16 protein-coding genes are annotated in these 18,819 nt (G+C 64.6%); 3 read left to right on the top strand and 13 right to left on the bottom strand.

Features of this window, described 5'->3' with window-relative positions; genetic code table 11:
* The 3 genes from QOC89_RS02645 to QOC89_RS02635 all read left to right on the top strand — a co-directional run.
* Positions 1-429, top strand: a 429-nt coding sequence (locus QOC89_RS02645; RefSeq protein ID WP_323043598.1) for a TIGR00730 family Rossman fold protein, incomplete at its 5' end; no start/stop codon positions are given.
* 107 nt (positions 430-536) lie between these two features.
* A complete protein-coding gene (locus QOC89_RS02640) occupies positions 537-1,283 on the top strand; it encodes an SDR family oxidoreductase (protein ID WP_323043597.1) in 747 nt (248 codons plus the stop codon).
* A 393-nt stretch (positions 1,284-1,676) separates the two neighbouring features.
* Positions 1,677-3,668 carry a glycosyl transferase gene (locus tag QOC89_RS02635; protein ID WP_323043596.1) on the top strand — a complete coding sequence of 664 codons (1,992 nt, stop codon included), beginning with the start codon at positions 1,677-1,679 and terminating at the stop codon, positions 3,666-3,668.
* Positions 3,669-3,823: 155 nt separating this feature from the next.
* Here the strand turns inward: QOC89_RS02635 and QOC89_RS02630 are convergent, their stop codons facing one another.
* The 13 genes from QOC89_RS02630 to QOC89_RS02570 form a co-directional block, all read right to left on the bottom strand.
* Positions 3,824-4,426 (bottom strand): DUF924 family protein, encoded by a 603-nt coding sequence (locus tag QOC89_RS02630; protein WP_323043595.1) that lies wholly within the window; start codon positions 4,424-4,426, stop codon positions 3,824-3,826.
* Complete coding sequence (locus tag QOC89_RS02625; RefSeq protein WP_179737176.1) at positions 4,419-4,832, bottom strand: group II truncated hemoglobin; 414 nt, start codon at positions 4,830-4,832, stop codon at positions 4,419-4,421. The genes QOC89_RS02630 and QOC89_RS02625 overlap by 8 nt, the downstream gene beginning before the upstream one ends.
* Before the next feature lie 28 nt (positions 4,833-4,860).
* Positions 4,861-7,443, bottom strand: coding sequence for an ABC transporter permease (locus QOC89_RS02620; RefSeq protein ID WP_416340334.1), 2,583 nt, complete (start codon positions 7,441-7,443; stop codon positions 4,861-4,863).
* Positions 7,440-8,051, bottom strand: coding sequence for a DUF4126 domain-containing protein (locus tag QOC89_RS02615; protein WP_323043594.1), 612 nt, complete (start codon positions 8,049-8,051; stop codon positions 7,440-7,442). The genes QOC89_RS02620 and QOC89_RS02615 overlap by 4 nt, the downstream gene beginning before the upstream one ends.
* A gap of 381 nt (positions 8,052-8,432) precedes the next feature.
* Positions 8,433-8,753, bottom strand: a complete 321-nt coding sequence (gene sugE, locus QOC89_RS02610; RefSeq protein WP_323043593.1) for a quaternary ammonium compound efflux SMR transporter SugE — start codon at positions 8,751-8,753, stop codon at positions 8,433-8,435.
* Between the two features lie 207 nt (positions 8,754-8,960).
* Positions 8,961-9,659, bottom strand: coding sequence for a two-component system response regulator KdpE (kdpE, locus tag QOC89_RS02605; protein ID WP_323043592.1), 699 nt, complete (start codon positions 9,657-9,659; stop codon positions 8,961-8,963).
* Positions 9,652-12,486 carry a DUF4118 domain-containing protein gene (locus QOC89_RS02600; RefSeq protein ID WP_323043591.1) on the bottom strand — a complete coding sequence of 945 codons (2,835 nt, stop codon included), beginning with the start codon at positions 12,484-12,486 and terminating at the stop codon, positions 9,652-9,654. The genes kdpE and QOC89_RS02600 overlap by 8 nt, the downstream gene beginning before the upstream one ends.
* Before the next feature lie 258 nt (positions 12,487-12,744).
* Positions 12,745-13,323 (bottom strand): potassium-transporting ATPase subunit KdpC, encoded by a 579-nt coding sequence (kdpC, locus tag QOC89_RS02595; protein ID WP_323043590.1) that lies wholly within the window; start codon positions 13,321-13,323, stop codon positions 12,745-12,747.
* Between the two features lie 30 nt (positions 13,324-13,353).
* Entirely contained in the window at positions 13,354-15,438 is a 2,085-nt protein-coding gene (kdpB, locus tag QOC89_RS02590) for a potassium-transporting ATPase subunit KdpB (RefSeq protein WP_323043589.1), read from the bottom strand.
* A 67-nt stretch (positions 15,439-15,505) separates the two neighbouring features.
* Positions 15,506-17,311 (bottom strand): potassium-transporting ATPase subunit KdpA, encoded by a 1,806-nt coding sequence (kdpA, locus tag QOC89_RS02585; protein WP_323043588.1) that lies wholly within the window; start codon positions 17,309-17,311, stop codon positions 15,506-15,508.
* Complete coding sequence (kdpF, locus tag QOC89_RS02580) at positions 17,308-17,400, bottom strand: K(+)-transporting ATPase subunit F (protein WP_011487462.1); 93 nt, start codon at positions 17,398-17,400, stop codon at positions 17,308-17,310. Before kdpF ends, kdpA begins: the two co-directional genes overlap by 4 nt.
* Positions 17,397-17,510, bottom strand: a complete 114-nt coding sequence (locus QOC89_RS02575; RefSeq protein WP_120345708.1) for a potassium ABC transporter ATPase — start codon at positions 17,508-17,510, stop codon at positions 17,397-17,399. The genes kdpF and QOC89_RS02575 overlap by 4 nt, the downstream gene beginning before the upstream one ends.
* 258 nt (positions 17,511-17,768) lie before the next feature.
* Positions 17,769-18,743 (bottom strand): quinone oxidoreductase, encoded by a 975-nt coding sequence (locus QOC89_RS02570; protein WP_323043587.1) that lies wholly within the window; start codon positions 18,741-18,743, stop codon positions 17,769-17,771.
* Positions 18,744-18,819 lie beyond the last annotated feature (76 nt).

Here is an 18,819-nt window from a genome sequence, read left to right as displayed (position 1 = left end):
GTCATGGCCGAAGGCGGCCGCGCGATCGGCGTGATTCCCGAGTTGCTCGTCAACAAGGAAGTCGGCCATAACGGGCTGACCGAACTGCACGTGGTGCCCGACATGCATCATCGCAAGAAGATGATGGCCGACCTGTCCGACGCGTTCGTCGCGATGCCTGGCGGCGTAGGCACGCTCGAAGAGCTGTTCGAGGTCTATACGTGGGCGCAACTCGGCTATCACCAGAAGCCGGTGGCCGTGCTGAATATCGACGGCTTTTACGATCCGCTGATCGCGTTGCTCAAGCACACGGTAGACGAAGGCTTCATGCGCCAGACTTACTTCGACATCCTGCAGATGGAGGCCGATCCCGTCGCGCTGATCGACAAGCTGCAACGCTACCAGCCGCCTGCCAACGACAAATGGGCGATCAGGCGCGACGCCGTTTGATTGTCGTGCGCCGCGCTTGTCTGAGTGCTGGTTCGATTGCTTGTTCCAGCCTCTGAACGAAGCCCAGCCGCACGCGCCTGGGGCTCCACCCGAATGATGAGATTGCAATGACGAAAACCGTTCTGATTACCGGCGGCAGCCGCGGCATTGGCCGCGCGACCGCACGTTTGCTCGGCGCACGCGGCTGGTCGGTCGGCGTGAATTACGCGCGCAATCTCGCGGCCGCGCAGGAAACCGTGGCGGAAGTCGAGCGCGCCGGCGGCAACGCGTTGCCGATTGCCGGCGACGTCGCCAGTGAGGCCGATGTGATCGCGATGTTCGACACGCTCCAGCAAAAGTTCGGCCGCCTCGACGCGCTCGTCAACAATGCCGGGATCGTCGCGCCGTCGAGCCAGCTCGCGGATATGGACCTCGCGCGTCTGAAGCGCATGTTCGACGTCAACGTGCTCGGCGCGTATCTATGCGCACGCGAAGCCGCGCGCCGGATGTCGACCAGCCGCGGCGGCGCGGGTGGCGTGATCGTGAACCTCTCGTCGGCGGCGGCGCGTTTGGGTTCGCCGAACGAATACGTCGACTACGCCGGCTCGAAAGGCGCCATCGACACCATGACGATCGGCCTCGCCAAGGAACTCGGCCCGCAGGGTGTGCGCGTCAACGCGGTGCGTCCCGGCCTGATCGATACCGAGATCCACGCCAGCGGAGGCAAGCCGGAGCGTGCCGCCCAACTCGGTGCGGCCACACCGCTGGGCCGCGCGGGCAGCGCCGACGAAGTCGCCGAGTCGATCGTCTGGTTGCTGAGCGACGCCGCCTCGTATGTGACGGGCGCGCTGCTCGACGTCAGCGGCGGACGCTGAGCGGTCGTTCCGCGGTTAAGTGCGTCTCCGCGGTTAAGTCGATATCTTCGGCAAAGAGCGTCTCTGCGATTAAGCGTCTCAGCTGCTAACCGGCCGTTCTCCTGCCAATGGACCCTACTGCGGCTTCCCGGCTCCTCTGCTATTTGCGCTGTCAGCAGGTTTCCACCGGCCGCCCCTCCTTCTCGACTCCCACTCCCAATTCCCGATTTCCTTCGAACTGACGAGGAATCGGCTCAATCTGTCCCGCTGAGCGCAATACTCCCGGCTTTTTCCGTAATCTCCTGTAATAAACTGAGACTACAATCGCAGCATTCGCATGCACCCCGCATGCGGCACACAACCATTACATAAGCCTGCGGCCCATGTCGCCGCGCACGGCGACCAGAGAACCTCATGGACGAAAACCCATCCGCGCCCTGGCATAGGGGGAACGTCGCCGTTGCGACGTCAACGCCGGCGGGTCCCGCCGACGGCGCGCCGCACACGCGCCCGGCGTTGCCACACGCCACCGGATCAGGTGCCGCGTTGCCAGCCGCTCACGCCGTCAACGCGGTGGCGTCCACCAAGCCGGCTACCCCAGCCGGTTCCAAGGGTCCCACCGCTCCTGCTCCTGCCTCGCGTGGCGCCCAGCGTTTGCGCGCGCTCGCGGCCATCCGTCCATTGATGTGGCTGGCCGCCCTGGCGATCCTGTCCGCGTGGCTCCTGCCGGGCACCTTGGGCCACGAGCCGTGGAAGCAGGACGAGACCTACACGTTCGGCATCATCCAGCACATGCTCGAAACGGGTGATCTGGTTGTGCCGACCAACGCCGGCCAGCCGTTCGTCGAAAAGCCACCGATCTACGACTGGGTCGCAACCGGCCTCGCGTGGATGTTCGGCCGCTACCTGCCTTTACATGACGCCGCACGCCTCGCGAGCGCGCTGTTCGCCGGGTTGACCGTCTACTACACGGCACGCGTCGCCCGCCGCGCGGTGTCAGCGTCGAGCTGGCTGGATGTTCGCGTGATCGGCACGCTTGCCTTGTTCGCCAGCACGCTCGTGGTCATCAAGCACGTGCACGACATGATGACCGACGTCGCGCTGATGGCCGGCGCCGCGCTCGGCTTCTGCGGTTTATTCGAACTGGTGGGTGTCTATCTGCGCGACGAGGCACCTCTGCTGCCGCTCGACGCACGCCGTCGCCGCCAGGCGATTCTGAGCGGCGCGGCGATGTTCGGCGCGGGCGTAGGGGTGTCGCTGCTGGCGAAGGGCCTGTTCGTGCCGCTTGTGTTCGGCGCGACCACCGTCGCCGTGCTGGTACTGTATCCCGCCTGCCGCACACGCAGGTTTGCAGGCGCGCTCGGCATTGCCGCGCTGTTTGCTTCGCCCTTTGCGCTGATCTGGCCGATCTGCTTTTATCTGCGCTCCGAAGCGCTCTTCAAGGTCTGGCTGTGGGACAACAATGTTGGCCGTTTCTTCGGTTTTTCGGTCGCGGAGCTCGGCTCTGAAAACGAGAGCCGTCTGTTCGTGCTGCGCACTGTGCTGAGCGTCGGCTTTCCGGTTGTACCGCTGGCGCTGGCCGCGTTCGCCGGCGGCGGCTGGCGCCGCTGGCGCGAGCCGCGCGTGGCGCTGCCGGCGATCTTCGCCGGCACGGGTTTCGCGGTACTGCAAAGCTCTGCAACCGTGCGCGAACTGTACATTCTGCCGTTCATCGCGCCGCTCGCGTTGCTGGCAATGCAAGGTATCGAAAAGCTGCCGCGGCGTCTGCACGCGAGCTGGGACATGGCGAGCCGCGTGCTGTTCGGCAGCACGGCCGCGCTCGCATGGATCATCTGGTCGATCATGAGCGATCCGGCCAATACGCACGCGTCGCTGCACCGGCTCGGCCGCTGGTTGCCGCTCGACTGGGTGCTGCCGGTCAGACCCGGCCTGATTGCGGCCGCGCTGCTGATGACGCTCGGCTGGTTGTGGCTGTTACCCCTCTTCAAATACGCGGGCAAATGGCGCGGCGCGCTGAGCTGGTGCGCGGGCGCGATCCTCGCATGGGGACTGGTGAGCACGCTGCTGCTGCCGTGGCTCGACTATGCGAAGAGCTACCGCTCCGTGTTCGAGAGTCTCGATGCGCGGATGAATATCGAATGGAATGACGGCGACTGCATGGCGAGCGCCGGACTCGGCGAATCCGAGGCGCCGATGCTGTACTACTACACCGGCATCGAGCATCAACCGGCCGCTAACACCGCGGCGACCGCGTGCACGTGGCTGATTGAAGAGAGCCGCCGCGACTCGGCACGCACGCCGGCGGGCGATTGGCAGCTGTTCTGGTCGGGCGCGCGGCCCGGTGACACCGACGAACTGTTGCGCGTGTTCGTGCGGACACCGGCGACGCCCACGCGCGGCGAGTAGTACGGCACGCTAGATAGCGCGTGGTCGATGCTTGCGCGTTTTGCGTTACGCATTTGCCTCGCGCGTTTGCCTTGCGCGTTTGCCTTGCGCGTCTGCCTTAGGCGTTTGTCTTGCGCGTTTGTCTTGCGCGTTTGCCTTGCGCATTGACCTCGCGCCTAGAACGACGAGCCACGTTCTTTCAAAAACGCCGTTTCCTCAGCCGTCGACTGACGCCCGAGCATTGCATTGCGATGCGGAAAGCGTCCGAACCGCTCGATGATTCTTGCGTGCCTAACCGCGGACGAGTAGTAAGGCGCACCACCCGGCTCCGCCTTCAGCTGTTTGAACAGCCGCAACGATTCGTGCTGACTCGCGAGGGTTTCATCATGTTCGAACGGCAAATACGCGAACGCGCGATGATGCGCGCCCGGCAACAAAAGATCGGCGCCGCTTGCGATCATCTGCTGGGCGACGCGCAGCGCTCGATGATCGGCAGCGAAAGCGAGCGCCGTACCGCGGTGGCAATTGCGGGAAAACTGATCCAGCACGATGACCAGCGCCAACGCGCCGAGCGGCGTTTCCGTCCAATTGTCGAGAGCGCCTTCGCGGGCCGCGTCGATGAGTGCGCCAAAGCGTTCCCGCAGCATCGCATCGAAGGCTTTGTTGCGGGCGAACCAGCACTTCCGTTCCTGCCCGAAGGTAGGCGAATCCGGCGCGCCGAACCAGCAGTCGAGTACTTCGCGCGCCTCTGCGTGCAGCCCCGTTCCCCCCTCAACCATTGCGGTTGCGCATCCAGTCCGCGGTCTCGAAGAACGACGCCAGCAAGCGTTCCCTCAACGGCTCGGAAAGCCCGACATCTTCCATCGCCCACGCCATACAGCGCAGCCACTGATCGCGCTCGCTGGAAGCAATCGGAAACGGCATATGCCGTGCCCTCAATCTCGGATGGCCGAAGCGGCTGATGTAGTGATCGGGCCCGCCCATCCAACCGCACAGAAACCAGAAAAACTTATCGCGCGAGCCGTCGAGCGACTCCGGATGCAAGGCCCGAATCCCGGCGAATTCCGGCTCGAGATCCATCAGGTCATAAAACCGGTCGATCAGCTCGCGTACCCGCGTTTCGCCGCCCACCAGTTCGAAGGCCGTCGGCTGTGCCGCGGACACTTCGTCGTTAAGATCGCTCATACCCAATCACAAAAACAGAAAAGAAAACTCACGCGTCCCGCAGCGATTGCAACGCGGGCCGCGCCAGCACATGCCGCAAGCTGAGCCAACCGCCCACGCCCGCGCAGGCGATGCCGGCCGCGATCCCCGCAGGCAGCAACCACGGATCGAACGTCAGATAAAACTCGAACACGCGCGTCGCCAGCAACGAGCCGATCACCTGCGCGCCGAGCGCCGCCATCAAACCCGCCAGCGCACCCACCGACACGAACTCGGCGACCTGCACCGCGCGCACCTGGCGATGCGAGGCCCCCAGCGCGCGCAGCAGCGCGGATTCTCGCATGCGCTCATCACGCGTGCCGGCAAGCGCGGCGTAGAGCACCAGCACGCCAGCCGCCAGCGTGAACGCGAACAGGAACTGCACCGCGCCGATCACCTGCTGCAACACGCGCTGCACCTGCGCGAGAATCGGCGCGGTGTCGATCGCCGTGAGGTTCGGATAGGCAGCAATCAGCCCGTCGATGGTCGATTGTTTTTCGGGCGGCAAATGGAAGCTGGTGATAAACGTGGCCGGGAAATCCTGCAACGCGACCGGCGGCATCAGCACGAAAAAGTTGACCTTGAACGAACCCCAGTCGAGCTTGCGCACACTGGTCACCGGCGCATCGATCTGCAAACCCGTCACGTCGAAGCGCAGCGTGTCGCCCGGTTTCACATTGATCAGCTTCGCGAGCCCCTGCTCGATCGAAATCTGCGGCGTCTTCGTGTCGCCGTACCACGTGCCGGCAGACAGACGGTTGTCGTCGGGCAGCTCGGTCGTATACGAAAGATTGAATTCGCGGTCGACGAGGCGCCTCGCATCTTCGCCCTTGAACGAATCCGGATTGACCGGCTTGCCGTTGATGGCGATCAGGCGGCCGCGCACCATCGGCGAGAGCACCGTGCCGGGCACGCCATGCGTGCCCAGATACTGCGTGACGGCGTCGCGCTGGTCGGGCTGAATGTCGATGATGAATTCGTTCGGTGCATCGGGCGGCGTCGATTTGCGCCAGCCCGCCACGAGGTCGTTACGCGTCATCGCGATCAGCAACAGGCACATCAGGCCGATGCCGAGCGCGGTGATCTGCAACGCGCTCGCGCCGCTGCGCCGCTCCAGCGACGCCAACGCATAGCGCCAGCCGATGCCCGCATTCACGCGCTCGCTGCGCACGAGCCGCGACGCGCCCCACAGCGCGACCCGCGCGATACATGCGAACACCAGCAGTCCGCCGGCGAAACCGCCCGCGACAATGCCGCCGAGCTTCAGCTCGCCCGCCGCGACGATCAGCAACGCGGCAAACAGCGCGATGCCGAGCGCATAGGCGGCCCAGGCGGTGCGCCCCGCTTCGCCCCATTCGCGACGCAGCACACGCACCGGCGGTACGCGCGTCAGCGGCAACAGCGGCGGCAACGCGAAGCCGAGCAACAGGACGAGGCCGGCCGCGATCCCTTCGAGCGCCGGCCACACGGTTGGGTACGGCAACGCGACGTCGATCAGACTGCCGAGCCACATCAGCAACGCCATGTGTCCCAGGTAACCGAGCGCCACGCCGAGCGCGCCGCCGATCAAGCCCAGCGCGACGAATTCCAGCGTGAACAGCGTGCGCAGCGTCCTCTGACTGACACCGAGGCACCGCATTGCCGCGCAGCCATCCAGATGCCGGCGCATATACCGGTGCGCGGCCATCGCGATCGCGACTGCCGCGAGCAACGCGGTGAGCAACGAGACCAGTGTGAGGAAGTGGCTCGCCCGGTCAAGCGTCTGACGCACTTGCGGCTGACCGTCCTGCAACGATTCGAGCGCGACGCCGCGCATCTTGCCGCCGTCCACCTTGTCATGCGCGAATTGCGCGAAACGCGCCACGGAGGCATCCGAGCCCGCCACCAGCAACCGGTACGTCACGCGGCTGCCGAAGGCGAGGAGGCCGGTCGACTGGACCTCGTCGGCACGCAACATCAAACGCGGTGAAAAATTGACGAACGAGAAGCCGCGGTCGAGTTCGCGGGTGATGATCGCGCCAATCGAGAAGCTCCGGGTACCGACCTTCACCGCATCGCCGACATGCAGCTTCAAGGCGTCGAGCAGTGCCTGATCGACCCATACCGTACCCGGCGCGGGAATCGATTGGGCTTCGTGGTCCGCCGCGCCCGGCGCCCTGGCAATCCGCAACGCGCCGCGCAACGGATAACCCGGCGACACCGCCTTGATGGCGGCGAGTCGCGACACCGGCTGCGCGCCGGTCGAGTTGATCATGCTGGGGAAGATCGCCGTACTGGCGGTGTTCAGACCGAGCGCTTTCGCTTGCTGCGCGAACTGCGGATCGACGGGGTGATCGGCGCGGACAATGAAATCGGCGGCGATCATGCGCCGCGCATCGCGCTCGAGCCCCTGGTGCAAACGGTCGGCCAGAAAGCCGACACTCGACAAAGCCGCGACGGCCAGCACCAGCGCCAACAGCAGCATTGTCAGTTCGCCGGCGCGCCAGTCGCGCGCCGTCATGCGAATGGCCTGGCGCAGCACGTCCATGCCGCCCAGCCGGCGCGCCGGCTTTGAATCAGCGCGCGCCGTCAAATCTCTTACCGTATTGCTCAATCGTGCCTGCTCCTGGCAAAGCGCGACACCATGTGTGTCGCCATTCCGCGAAAACCGCCCTGTACCCCACGCCACAGCCGCGGCAACGCCCAGCTCGCCAGCATCAGGAAGCCCACCATCAACACCAGAAACAGGAGCGGCACGAACAGCGCGAGCAGCATGCCGCCAAATACGAGACCGTCTTCGGCGGTCGAGGTCACGACATTCGAGACCGGTTCCGGCGACAGATTGATCAACGCGCGCGTGCCCGCTTTCGCCAGATGCGCGGTGCCTGCCAGCGTGCCGCCGGCGAGCGCCGCGACCGTCAGCAGCGCAGGATCGGCATGGCCGAGCGCGCCGGCCGCCAGCATGGCGCCGGCCGGAATGCGAATGAAGGTATGGATCGCGTCCCATAACGAATCGAACGCGGGGATTTTGTCGGCGAGAAATTCCGTGACCGTCAGCACGCCGGCCACACCGATGACCCACGGTGAGGACAGGGCGGACAGCGTATCGGGCAGATGGACGAGGCCCAGACGCGCAAACACGCCGGCCAGCAGGACTGTCAGATAGAGGCGCAGGCCGCTGCCCCATGAGAGGCCCGCCGCAAGCGAAAGTGATTCAAGCATGGCCGCCTCCAGGCGCGCTGTGCGTGCCGGGCGCTTCGACGGGCAAGGGAAAGGGAACCGCCGCACCGAAGTCGTCAGACCCGCGCCAAGCCGGCCGCGCCAAATGGGCCGCGGGCAATTTCAGGTTGGATTCGATCTCATTATAGCCACGTTAATTCGCAGAACGCAGAGCGGCGAACAAATGGCGGGCTCGAATGGCGTCTGGCTGAGGCTCTGGTGGCGTCCGGTGGGTGTCCAGTGGGCGCTTTGTTGGCGGCCGGTTGGCGGCCGATTTGCGTTCCATTAGCGTTCGATTGGCGTTCGATTGGCGTTCGATTGGCGGCCGTCGGCGCGCGGCGCGAGCCGATCCGCACCGCGCGTCTCCGGCTGAATATCAAGGGTTCAATGCCCAGACGACAGCTTCAACCCGATCAATCCGATGACGATCAACGCCGCGCTCGCCACCCGCGCGGCCGTCAGGGCCTCGCCCATCATGACGATGCCGAAGATGAACGCACCGACCGCGCCGATCCCGGTCCATACGGCATAGGCCGTACCGAGCGGCAACTGGCGCATCGCCATGGCGAGCAGGATAAAGCTCCCGAGCGCGGTCACCACCGTGAAGACGGAGGGCCAGAGCCGGGTGAAACCTTCGGAGGTTTTGAGACCGGCCGCCCATGCGACTTCGAGCAAACCGGCAATCAGCAGAAGAACCCAGGACATCGGACAGCTCCATGGTCAGATGGGGCCGTCCCCGTTCGTAGCGGATGCGTAAGGTCGTCCTTACGGATCGTAATTATATCAAAATAGCGCTCTGCTTCGCGCCGGCAAGCAGCGCAAGGCTCGGCGGGCATCTCGCCAGGTGAGTGCGCATTTCGCAACCGAACGTGCACGAGACGCCGGCAAAACCGGCCTGCGCCTCGGGCAAAGTTAAACCGCTCCCACCAGCCGGTAGCCCACGCCGGTTTCGGTCACGATATGCTCCGGCTGCGCCGGATCGCGCTCCAGTTTCCCGCGCAGATGCGCCATGTAGATACGCAGATAGTGATGGCTCTCGACATGCGACGGCCCCCACACCTCGCGCAGCAATTGCCGGTGTGTCAGCACACGGCCGGCGTGGCGCACCAGCGTCGCGAGCAGGCGGTATTCGATCGGCGTCAGATGGACGGCCACGCTGTCGCGGCTCACCTGACGCAAGGCCAGATCGACCGTCACCGCGCCGAAGCGCACCACCGGCGATTCATTCACGCCGCCCTGATTGCGCCGCCGCATATGCGCGCGGATGCGCGCCAGCAGTTCGGACACACCGAATGGCTTGGTGAGGTAATCGTCCGCGCCGGCGTCGAGCGCCGCGACTTTCTCGGTTTCCTGGGTGCGCGCCGACAGCACGATCACCGGCAGCTCGCTCCAGCCACGCAACTCACGAATCACATCGAGACCGTCGGTGTCGGGCAACCCGAGATCGACAATGATGAGATCGGGTTTGCGCGTCGCGGCTTCGACAAGACCCTGCTTGCCGGTCTCGGCGTCGTGCACGACGATGCCCTCGCCTTCCAGCGCGGTCCGCACGAAGCGGCGAATCTGTTTTTCGTCTTCAATCAGAACGACAGTGATGCTCGGGTCACTCATGGCTAGGCCTGGAAACCGGGTTAAGAGTTGAATCAAGGTCAGGCAACGCGTCGGCGCCTTCGTCTTCCAGCGCATCCGGTGCTTCGGGCGGCGTTTCCACCGGCAGCGTGAACCAGAAGCGCGCGCCTTCGACGCGGCCGTCCGCGGACAAGCGATTGAGCGCGCCGATTGTACCGCCGTGCGCTTCGACGATCGCGCGGCAGATCGCGAGGCCGAGACCGATGCCCGGCTTGGCCGACTCCTTCTCGCCGCGCGTGAATTTCTCGAACACACGCGCTTCCATGCCGGCCGGCAGACCCGGCCCGTTATCGTCGACCGCGACGCGCACGAACGACTTACCATCCGCGTCCAGGCGTTGCGCGCTGATCGTCAAAGGCGTGTCCGGCGCGGTGTATTTGGCGGCATTCTCGAACAGGTTCGAGAACAGCCGTTCCATCAGCACGGCGTCCAGATGCAACAGCGGCAAGTCCGCGGGCAGCTTCACCCGCACCGGATGTTTCGCCAGCACGCGTTTGCATGCCCGCAGTGCGGCGCCCACCGTTTCTTCGAGCAACGTCCATTGCCGGTTCAGTTGCAGGCTGCCTGCCTGCAGGCGCGCCATGTCGAGCAGATTGGTGACGATGCCGGTCATGCGCAGCGCTTCTTCGTGAATCGCTTCGACGAGATCGTCGCCGGGTTGCGCCTCGGGATGCGCCTCGCGCGATTGCGCCAGCATCGACGAGAAGCCGACGATCGTCGTCAACGGTGTGCGCAAGTCGTGCGAGATGGCCGACAGCAGCGAATTGCGCAAGCGCTCCGATTCCATATTGACGAGCGCATCGCGCGCGATGTCGACGTAGTGCACACGCTCGAGAGCCAGCGCGATTTGCGCGGCGAACGCGTCGAGCATGCGTTGCTGCTCGGGCACGTCCAGTTCGCGTTCGTCGCGCATCACGACCGCGAGCACGCCGCGCGTGCGCATCGGCGCCTTCAGCGGCAAGTACAGCGCGGCGGCGGCCGGCAGCGTATCGGTGCCTTGCCCGGCAGGTTTCTGCTGATCGTAGACCCATTGACCCACGTCGCTATCGAGCAGCTCGCCGTCGAGCGTGATGGCCGCGTCGGGGTCTTCGATCTTCTGCTTCACCTGATCGGCGCTGTCCGGCAACAGGACCGCCACGCGCGCGCCGAACACTTCGCTCACATGCCGGCTGCCGATGCCGACGATCTGCTCGGTGGTGAGCGCCGCCGCGAGTTCACGCGCCATCGCGTACATCGCGCCGGTGCGTTGCTCGCGACGCCGCGCGACACTCGCCTCACGGCGCAAGCTCGAGGTGAGATGGCTGATGACGAGCGAAGTCAGCAGCATGCCGATGAAGGTCAGCAGATACTGCGTATCGGACACCGACAGCGACATGCGCGGCGGCACGAAGAAGAAATCGAACGCGGCCACGCTCATGAACGACAGGACGACGCCCGGTCCGCGGCCCAGCTTCACGGCGGTAAAGATCACGCCGAGCAGGTACAGCATGACGAGGTTGGTCAGATCGATATGATCGGTCAGCTGGCTCGACAGCAGCGTAATGGCCGCGCAAATCGCCAGCGCGAAACCGTAGGCACGCGGCGGCGAGCGGCGTTCGCGCGCCGTGCTCAAGACCTCGCGCCATGCGTTGGCGGTGGTGTTCAGTAAGCGCCGATGCTCGCCGCCGTCACGTTCGGCCGACGCGCGAATCAGCGTGAGATCGAGATCGCCGGCGCGTTCGGCGATGCGCTCGCCGAGCGGCCGGCGCAGCCAGCGCATGAAACCGGTGCGCGCCGAAGCACCGGCTACCAGCTTCGACACGTTGCGGGCCTGCGCGTAACCGATCAGTGCGGCGGCGGCATCGGTGGCCGCGAGCGTCGCGGTTTCGGCGCCGAGTTCGGCGGCAAGCTTCAAGGCGTTCAGCGTGCGTTCGCGGCGGGCATCGGGCAAGCGCTGCAGCGCGGGTGTTTCCACGTAGACGGCGATCCAGTCGGCCTTCAGGCTGGCGGCGAGGCGCGCCGCGGCGCGCACCAGCATCGGCGCTTCCGGACCCGGGCCCACGCACACCAGCAAGCGCTCACGCGCCTGCCAGATCCGCTGGATCGAACGATCGGCGCGATATTCACGCATCTGCGCATCGACCCGGTCCGCGGTGCGGCGCAACGCCAGCTCGCGCAGCGCGATCAGATTGCCCTTGCGAAAGAAGTTGCGCACCGCGCGCTCGGCCTGCTGCGGCAAATACACCTTGCCGTCGCGCATCCGGTCGAGCAGTTCCTCGGCGGGCAGGTCGACCAGCGTGACTTCGTCTGCGCGGTCGAACACACGGTCGGGCACCGTCTCCCAGACGCGAATGCCGGTGATCTGGCCGACCACGTCGTTCAGGCTTTCGAGGTGCTGGACGTTGACCGTGGTGTAGACGTCGATCCCCGCATCGAGCAGTTCGTAGACGTCCTGCCAGCGTTTCAGATGCCGCGCACCCTGCACGTTCGAATGCGCGAGTTCGTCGACCAGGATCAGTTGCGGTTTGCGCGCGAGCGCGGCGTCGAGATCGAACTCGCCGAGCTTGCGGCCGCGATACTCGATATGCGCGAGCGGCAGCACGTCGAGGCCTTCGAGCAGCGCGGCGGTTTCGCTGCGGCCATGGGTTTCGGCGATGCCGACCACCACGTCCGCGCCTTCATCGGCACGGCGGCGCGCGGCCTGCAACATCGCGTAGGTCTTGCCGACGCCGGCCGACGCGCCGAAGAAAATCTTCAGCCGGCCGCGCTGACGTTTTTCTTCGTCACGTTGCAGCTTGTCGAGCAGTTCGTCAGGATCGGGGCGGTTCATGCTCAATGTTTTTCATAGTAAGGCGAGCGATAGTGCCTGCATGGTGGCACGGCGGGGGCCGGCCCGCAAATGACCATGGCAGCCACGTCGAGCGCGCAGCGCTGCATGAGCGTGTGCTGGGGTCGCCCGTTGCAACAACGGCCGCGAACAAATGCGAAGGCGGCACCCGATGGACGCCGCCTCCTCGAACCACAGTCATCCACGGTGCCTGTCGACGTCGAGCGCCGTTAAGCGTCGCCCGGCGACGCCCGATGGTGTTCAACCGTGTTTCATTTCATCCAGCGCCAGATTCAGTTGCAGCACGTTCACGCGCGCCTCACCCAGAATCCCGAACTGGCGGCCGGTCGTATAACGATCGACCAATGCCTGCACGTCGTTGGTGGCGAGCTTGCGCGCTTTAGCCACGCGTTCGATCTGATAAGCGGCCGCCGCCGGGCTGATCTCGGGATCGAGACCGCTGCCCGAGGACGTCACCAGATCGACCGGCACCGGATTCGACATATCCGTGCCGGCAGCCTTCAACGCGTCGATACGGCCTTTGACTTCGTCGAGCAGCGCCGGGTTGGTCGGGCCGAGGTTCGAACCGGCGGAGCCCTGCGGGTTGTACGGCATGGGGCTGGTCGCCGACAGACGGCCCCAGAAGTACTGCGGCGCATCGAACTGCTGGCCGATCAGCTTCGAGCCGACCACCTTGCCGTTCTGCTCGAGCAGGCTGCCGTTGGCCTGATCATGGAAGGCCGCCTGACCGACCGCGGTCATCACGGCGGGATAAGCGAGGCCGGTGACCGCGGTCAGCACCGCGAAAATCACGATCAACGGACGGAACAGATTTTTCATGATGAGTAATTCCTCTTAAACAGCCGCTTCTCAAACCCAGCCGAACGCGGCCAGCACCATATCGATCAGCTTGATGCCGATGAACGGCACGATGATCCCGCCCAAACCGTAGATCAGCAGATTGCGACGCAGCAGAATGGCCGCACCCAGCGCCCGATAACGCACGCCTTTGAGTGCCAGCGGAATCAGCAGCACGATGATCAGCGCATTGAAAATCACCGCCGACATGATCGCGGAGGCCGGCGTGGCCAGATGCATCACGTTCAGCGCGTTCAGTGCCGGATAAGTCGTGGCAAAAGCCGCCGGGATGATCGCGAAGTACTTGGCCACGTCGTTGGCAATCGAGAACGTGGTCAGCGAGCCGCGCGTCATCAGCATCTGCTTGCCGATCTCGACGATCTCGATCAGCTTGGTCGGATTCGAATCGAGGTCGACCATGTTGCCCGCTTCTTTCGCGGCCTGCGTGCCGGTATTCATCGCCACCGCGACGTCGGCCTGGGCGAGCGCCGGGGCGTCGTTGGTGCCGTCGCCGGTCATCGCGACCAGACGGCCTTCGGCCTGGTGCGCGCGAATCGTCGCGAGCTTCGCTTCCGGCGTGGCTTCGGCGAGGAAATCGTCGACCCCGGCTTCCGCCGCGATCGCTGCTGCGGTCAGCCGGTTGTCGCCGGTCACCATGATGGTCTTGATACCCATCTTGCGCAGTTCGGCAAAACGCTCCTTGATGCCGCCCTTCACCACGTCCTTCAGTTCGATCACGCCGAGCACGCGCGCGCCCTGCTCGCCTTTCTCGGCGACCACCAGCGGCGTGCTGCCGCGACGCGCGACTTCGGCCACTGCCGTGCTGACTTCGTTCGGGAAACGGCCGCCGTTCGCTTCGACGTAGTTCTTCACTGCGTCAGCCGCGCCCTTGCGGATTTCACGGCCCGGCAGATCGACACCGCTCATCCGCGTTTGCGCCGTGAACGCCAGGAACTGGGCGTGCAGCGAAGCCATATCGCGTTGACGGATGTTGAAACGCTGCTTGGCCAGCACGACGATGCTGCGGCCTTCCGGCGTTTCGTCGGCCAGCGACGAAAGCTGGGCGGCGTCCGCCAGCGCTTCTTCGGTCAAGCCCGGCGCCGGCACGAACTGCGATGCCTGGCGATTGCCGAGCGTGATCGTGCCGGTCTTGTCGAGCAACAGCACGTCGACGTCACCTGCGGCTTCAACAGCGCGGCCCGAGGTGGCGATCACGTTCGCCTGCATCATGCGGCTCATACCGGCCACACCGATCGCCGACAGCAAGCCGCCGATGGTGGTCGGAATCAGACACACCAGCAGCGCGACCAGCGCGGTAATCGTCACCACGTGGCCGGCTTTTGCAGCTTCGACGGAGAACATCGAGAACGGCAGCAGCGTGGCCGTGGCAAGCAGCATCACGATGGTCAGCGCGACCAGCAGAATCGTCAGCGCGATTTCGTTCGGCGTCTTCTGACGCTTCGCGCCTTCAACCATCGCGATCATGCGGTCGAGGAAGGCTTCGCCCGGATTGGCCGTCACCCGCACGACGATCCAGTCCGACAGCACCCGCGTGCCGCCCGTCACCGACGAAAAGTCGCCGCCCGACTCGCGGATCACGGGTGCGGATTCACCCGTGATTGCCGATTCGTCGACCGACGCGACACCGTCGATCACTTCACCGTCGGCCGGAATCACGTCGCCCGTTTCGACCAGCACGACGTCGCCTTTACGCAGATCCGACGCCGTCAGAATACGGATCGGCGACTTCGGATGCGGCTCGTTGAGCTTCTTGGCCATCACGTCTTTCTTCGCGCTGCGCAGCGACGCGGCCTGGGCCTTGGAACGGCCTTCGGCGAGCGCCTCCGCGAAGTTCGCGAACAGCACCGTGAACCACAGCCACAAGGTGACCGCGAGAATGAAACCCGCGGGCGCCTCGGCCTGGCCGCCCAGCGCGGCGATCCACAGAATGGTCGTCAGAATGCTGCCGACGTACACGCAGAACATCACCGGATTGCGGAACTGCGTGCGCGGCGTGAGCTTTTTGAAGGAGTCCACGATCGCCGGGCGCAGCAGCGCCGGGTCGAACATGGACCTGGTTGCATTATGTTCAGTCATTGAATCCTCGAATTTCCCGTTTGCGCCTTGTCACTCGCTGATCGCTGTGTCGTATCGACGGGCCGCCTCAATGGGCGCCCATCATGATCAGATGTTCGACACCAGGACCGAGCGCGAGCGCGGGCACATAAGTCAGCGCACCGACCAGCAGCACCGTGCCGAGCAGCAGCACGACGAACAGCGGGCCATGAGTCGGCAGCGTGCCGCCGGTCACACCGATGCGCTTCTTGGCGGCGAGCGAGCCCGCAATCGCCAGCACCGGGATGACCGTGCCGAAGCGGCCGAACCACATCGCGATCGCTGTCAGCCAGTTGTAGAACGGCGTGCTCACCGTCAGGCCGGCAAACGCGCTGCCGTTGTTATTGGCGGCCGAGCTGAACGCGTAGAGGATTTCGGAGAAACCATGCGCGCCGGGGTTGGCGATACCCGCCTTGCCCGCGTCGGTCAGCACCGCGATCGACGTACCCACCAGCACCAGCAGCGGCGTGAGCAGCACCACGATCGACACCATCTTCATCTCGTACGCTTCGATCTTCTTGCCGACGTATTCCGGTGTGCGGCCAATCATCAGGCCCGCCACGAACACGGCCAGCATCGCGAACACGAGCATCCCGTACATACCGGAACCCACGCCGCCGAAGATCACTTCGCCGAGTTGTATCAACAGCATCGGATAGAGGCCGCCGATCGGCGTCAGCGAGTCGTGCGTGTTCGCCACCGCGCCGCACGAAGCCGCCGTGGTCGCCACCGTGAAGATGCCCGACTGCGCGATACCGAAGCGCGTTTCCTTGCCTTCCGCATTACCGCCCGACTGCAACGCATTCGCCGATTGATCGACATGCAACGCCGTCAACGCCGGATTACCCGATTGCTCGGCGCTGATCTCGCCGAACACGCACACGCCGAAGGCGATCGCCATCGCCGCTAGCACGGCCACGCCTTGCTTGCGATCCGTGATCATCCGGCCGAACACCAGCGCGAGCGACGCGGGGATGAGCAGCATCGAGAAGATCTGCAGGAAGTTCGAGAACGGCGTCGGGTTTTCGTACGGATGCGCCGAGTTGCCGTTAAAGAAACCGCCACCGTTGGTGCCGAGCATCTTGATCGCTTCCTGCGACGCAACCGGGCCCATCGCGAGGGTCTGCGTCTTTACGGGCGTGTCGACCGTCACTGCATTGCCCTTGGCATCCTTCACGGGATTGCCTTGTGCATCGAGCTTCGGTGCGGCGTACGTAGTCGTTTGCAGCGTCGGCACGTCTTCATATGCCTTGAAGTTCTGGATCACGCCCTGGCTCATCAGAATCGCGGCGACGATCACCGACAGCGGCAGCAACACGTAAAGCGTCACCCGCGTAAGGTCGACCCAGAAGTTGCCGATGGTTTGCGCGGTATGACGTGCGAAGCCGCGAATCAGCGCAATCACCACCACAATGCCGGTGGCCGCGGACAAGAAGTTCTGCACGGTCAGGCCGAGCATCTGCGTCAGATAGCCAACGGTTTGTTCAGGCGTGTAATCCTGCCAGTTCGTGTTGGTCACGAAGCTGACCGCGGTATTGAACGCGCCGTCCACCGTCATCGGGCCGAACTGCTGCGGGTTGCCGGGCAGCCAGCCTTGCACGCGCAACAGCACGTAAAGGAACAGCACGCCGAGCACGTTGAACGCGATCGTGGCGATCGCGTAGTGCTTCCAGCTCATTTCCGTCGACGGATCGACGCCCGCAATGCGATACAGCAAGCGTTCGAGCGGGCCGCCAAAGCGGACCACGCGCGACGTGCCGTCCATCACATTGCTCAGATAGCGGGACATCGGCACCGCGGCCAGCAGCAGCACGACGATGAAGAGGCCCGCTTGCAGGACATTGTTCGAGTTCATTCAATGTCCTCCGCGCGCAACAGCGCATAGACCAGGTACACAAACAACAGCGCGGTAGCCGCGCCCGACAACCAGAGAATCCAGTTCATGACCGCGCTCCCTGACCGCGCCGGAACTGCATCAACTTCTCGCAGCCGGCAATCAATGCAAAGGTCAGCGCGGAAAACAGCACCAGCCCCCCGACATACAGCACATCCATCTTGTTCTCCACTCACGGACTTTGGATGGGTGCAACGTTATGCCTAAGCGCGTAAAGGGCTGGACAAAGATTTGAGATGGAGTGTAAAAATCGCGTAAACGGAAAAGGCCGTTCCATCGGGGACGGAACGGCCTTATGGCGACGCGGGATAGGTTTGCGGCATTTCGCGCCAACCCGGATGTGACCCACGGCGAGCGTCATGGCGCGGTGGTTTTTACACCCGTGCGATGCCGCGCCCTGGGTTCATGGCATGAACGGTTACGGCAGCAGAACCGTCGAGCCCGTGGTGCGGCGGCCTTCGAGATCCGCGTGGGCGCGGCCGACATCCGCCAGCGCATAACGCTGGTTGATGCTCGTCTTCACCTTGCCCGACACCAGTACGTCGAACAACTCGGAGGACATTGCCTCGTAGGCGCTGCGTTTGGCGATATAGGTGAAGAGCGTGGGGCGCGTGAAGAATAGTGAACCGCGTCCGGCGAATTCCGACGAATCGATCGGCGGCAACGGTCCCGATGCATTGCCGAAGCTCACGAACAGGCCGAGCGGCGCGAGGCAATCGAGCGAGCCCGTAAACGTGTCCTTGCCGATCGAGTCGTATACCACCGGCACACCCGCGCCGTTGGTGATCTCGCGCACGCGCTTGGTGAAGTTCTCGCGCGTATAAACGATCGCGTGATCACAGCCGTGCGCTTTGGCAATCTCGGCTTTCTCGTCGGAGCCGACCGTGCCGATCACTGTCGCCCCCAACGCCTTCGCCCATTGGCACACCAGCAGACCGACACCGCCGGCCGCGGCCTGGATCAGGATCGTGTCGCCGGCCTTCACCGGATACGTGCGGCGCAGCAGATATTGCGCCGTCAGCCCTTGCAGCATGACAGAAGCGGCCTGTTCGTCGCTCAACGCGTCCGGCACCTTGACGACTTGCGCCGCCGACAGCACCCGCTCCTGGGCGTAGGCGCCGGGCGGACGCGCCACGTATGCCACGCGATCGCCCGCCTTGAAACCGCTCACGCCCGAGCCGACCGCAGTGACTTCACCCGCCGCCTCCATGCCGAGACCGCCGGGCAGCGGCAGCGGATACAGGCCGGTGCGGAAATACACGTCGATATAGTTCAGCCCGACCGCGTTCTGCTTGATGCGAAGCTCGCCCGCGCCTGGCTCGCCTACTTCCACGTCGACCCATTTCATCACCTCCGGGCCGCCGGCTTTATCGAATCGGATTGCTTTTACCATCATGTCTCCTTGGTGTGTGACGTCGACCGATCGCGCAACACGCGCGCGTTCAGACCTGCTGCGTGAGGCGTAAGGT

Origin of the sequence: Paraburkholderia sp. (genome assembly GCF_034668105.1) — a bacterium.
GTDB lineage: Bacteria > Pseudomonadota > Gammaproteobacteria > Burkholderiales > Burkholderiaceae > Paraburkholderia.
The sequence above is the reverse complement of the archived record's forward strand: the minus strand, read 5'-3'. Positions and strand labels throughout refer to the sequence as shown.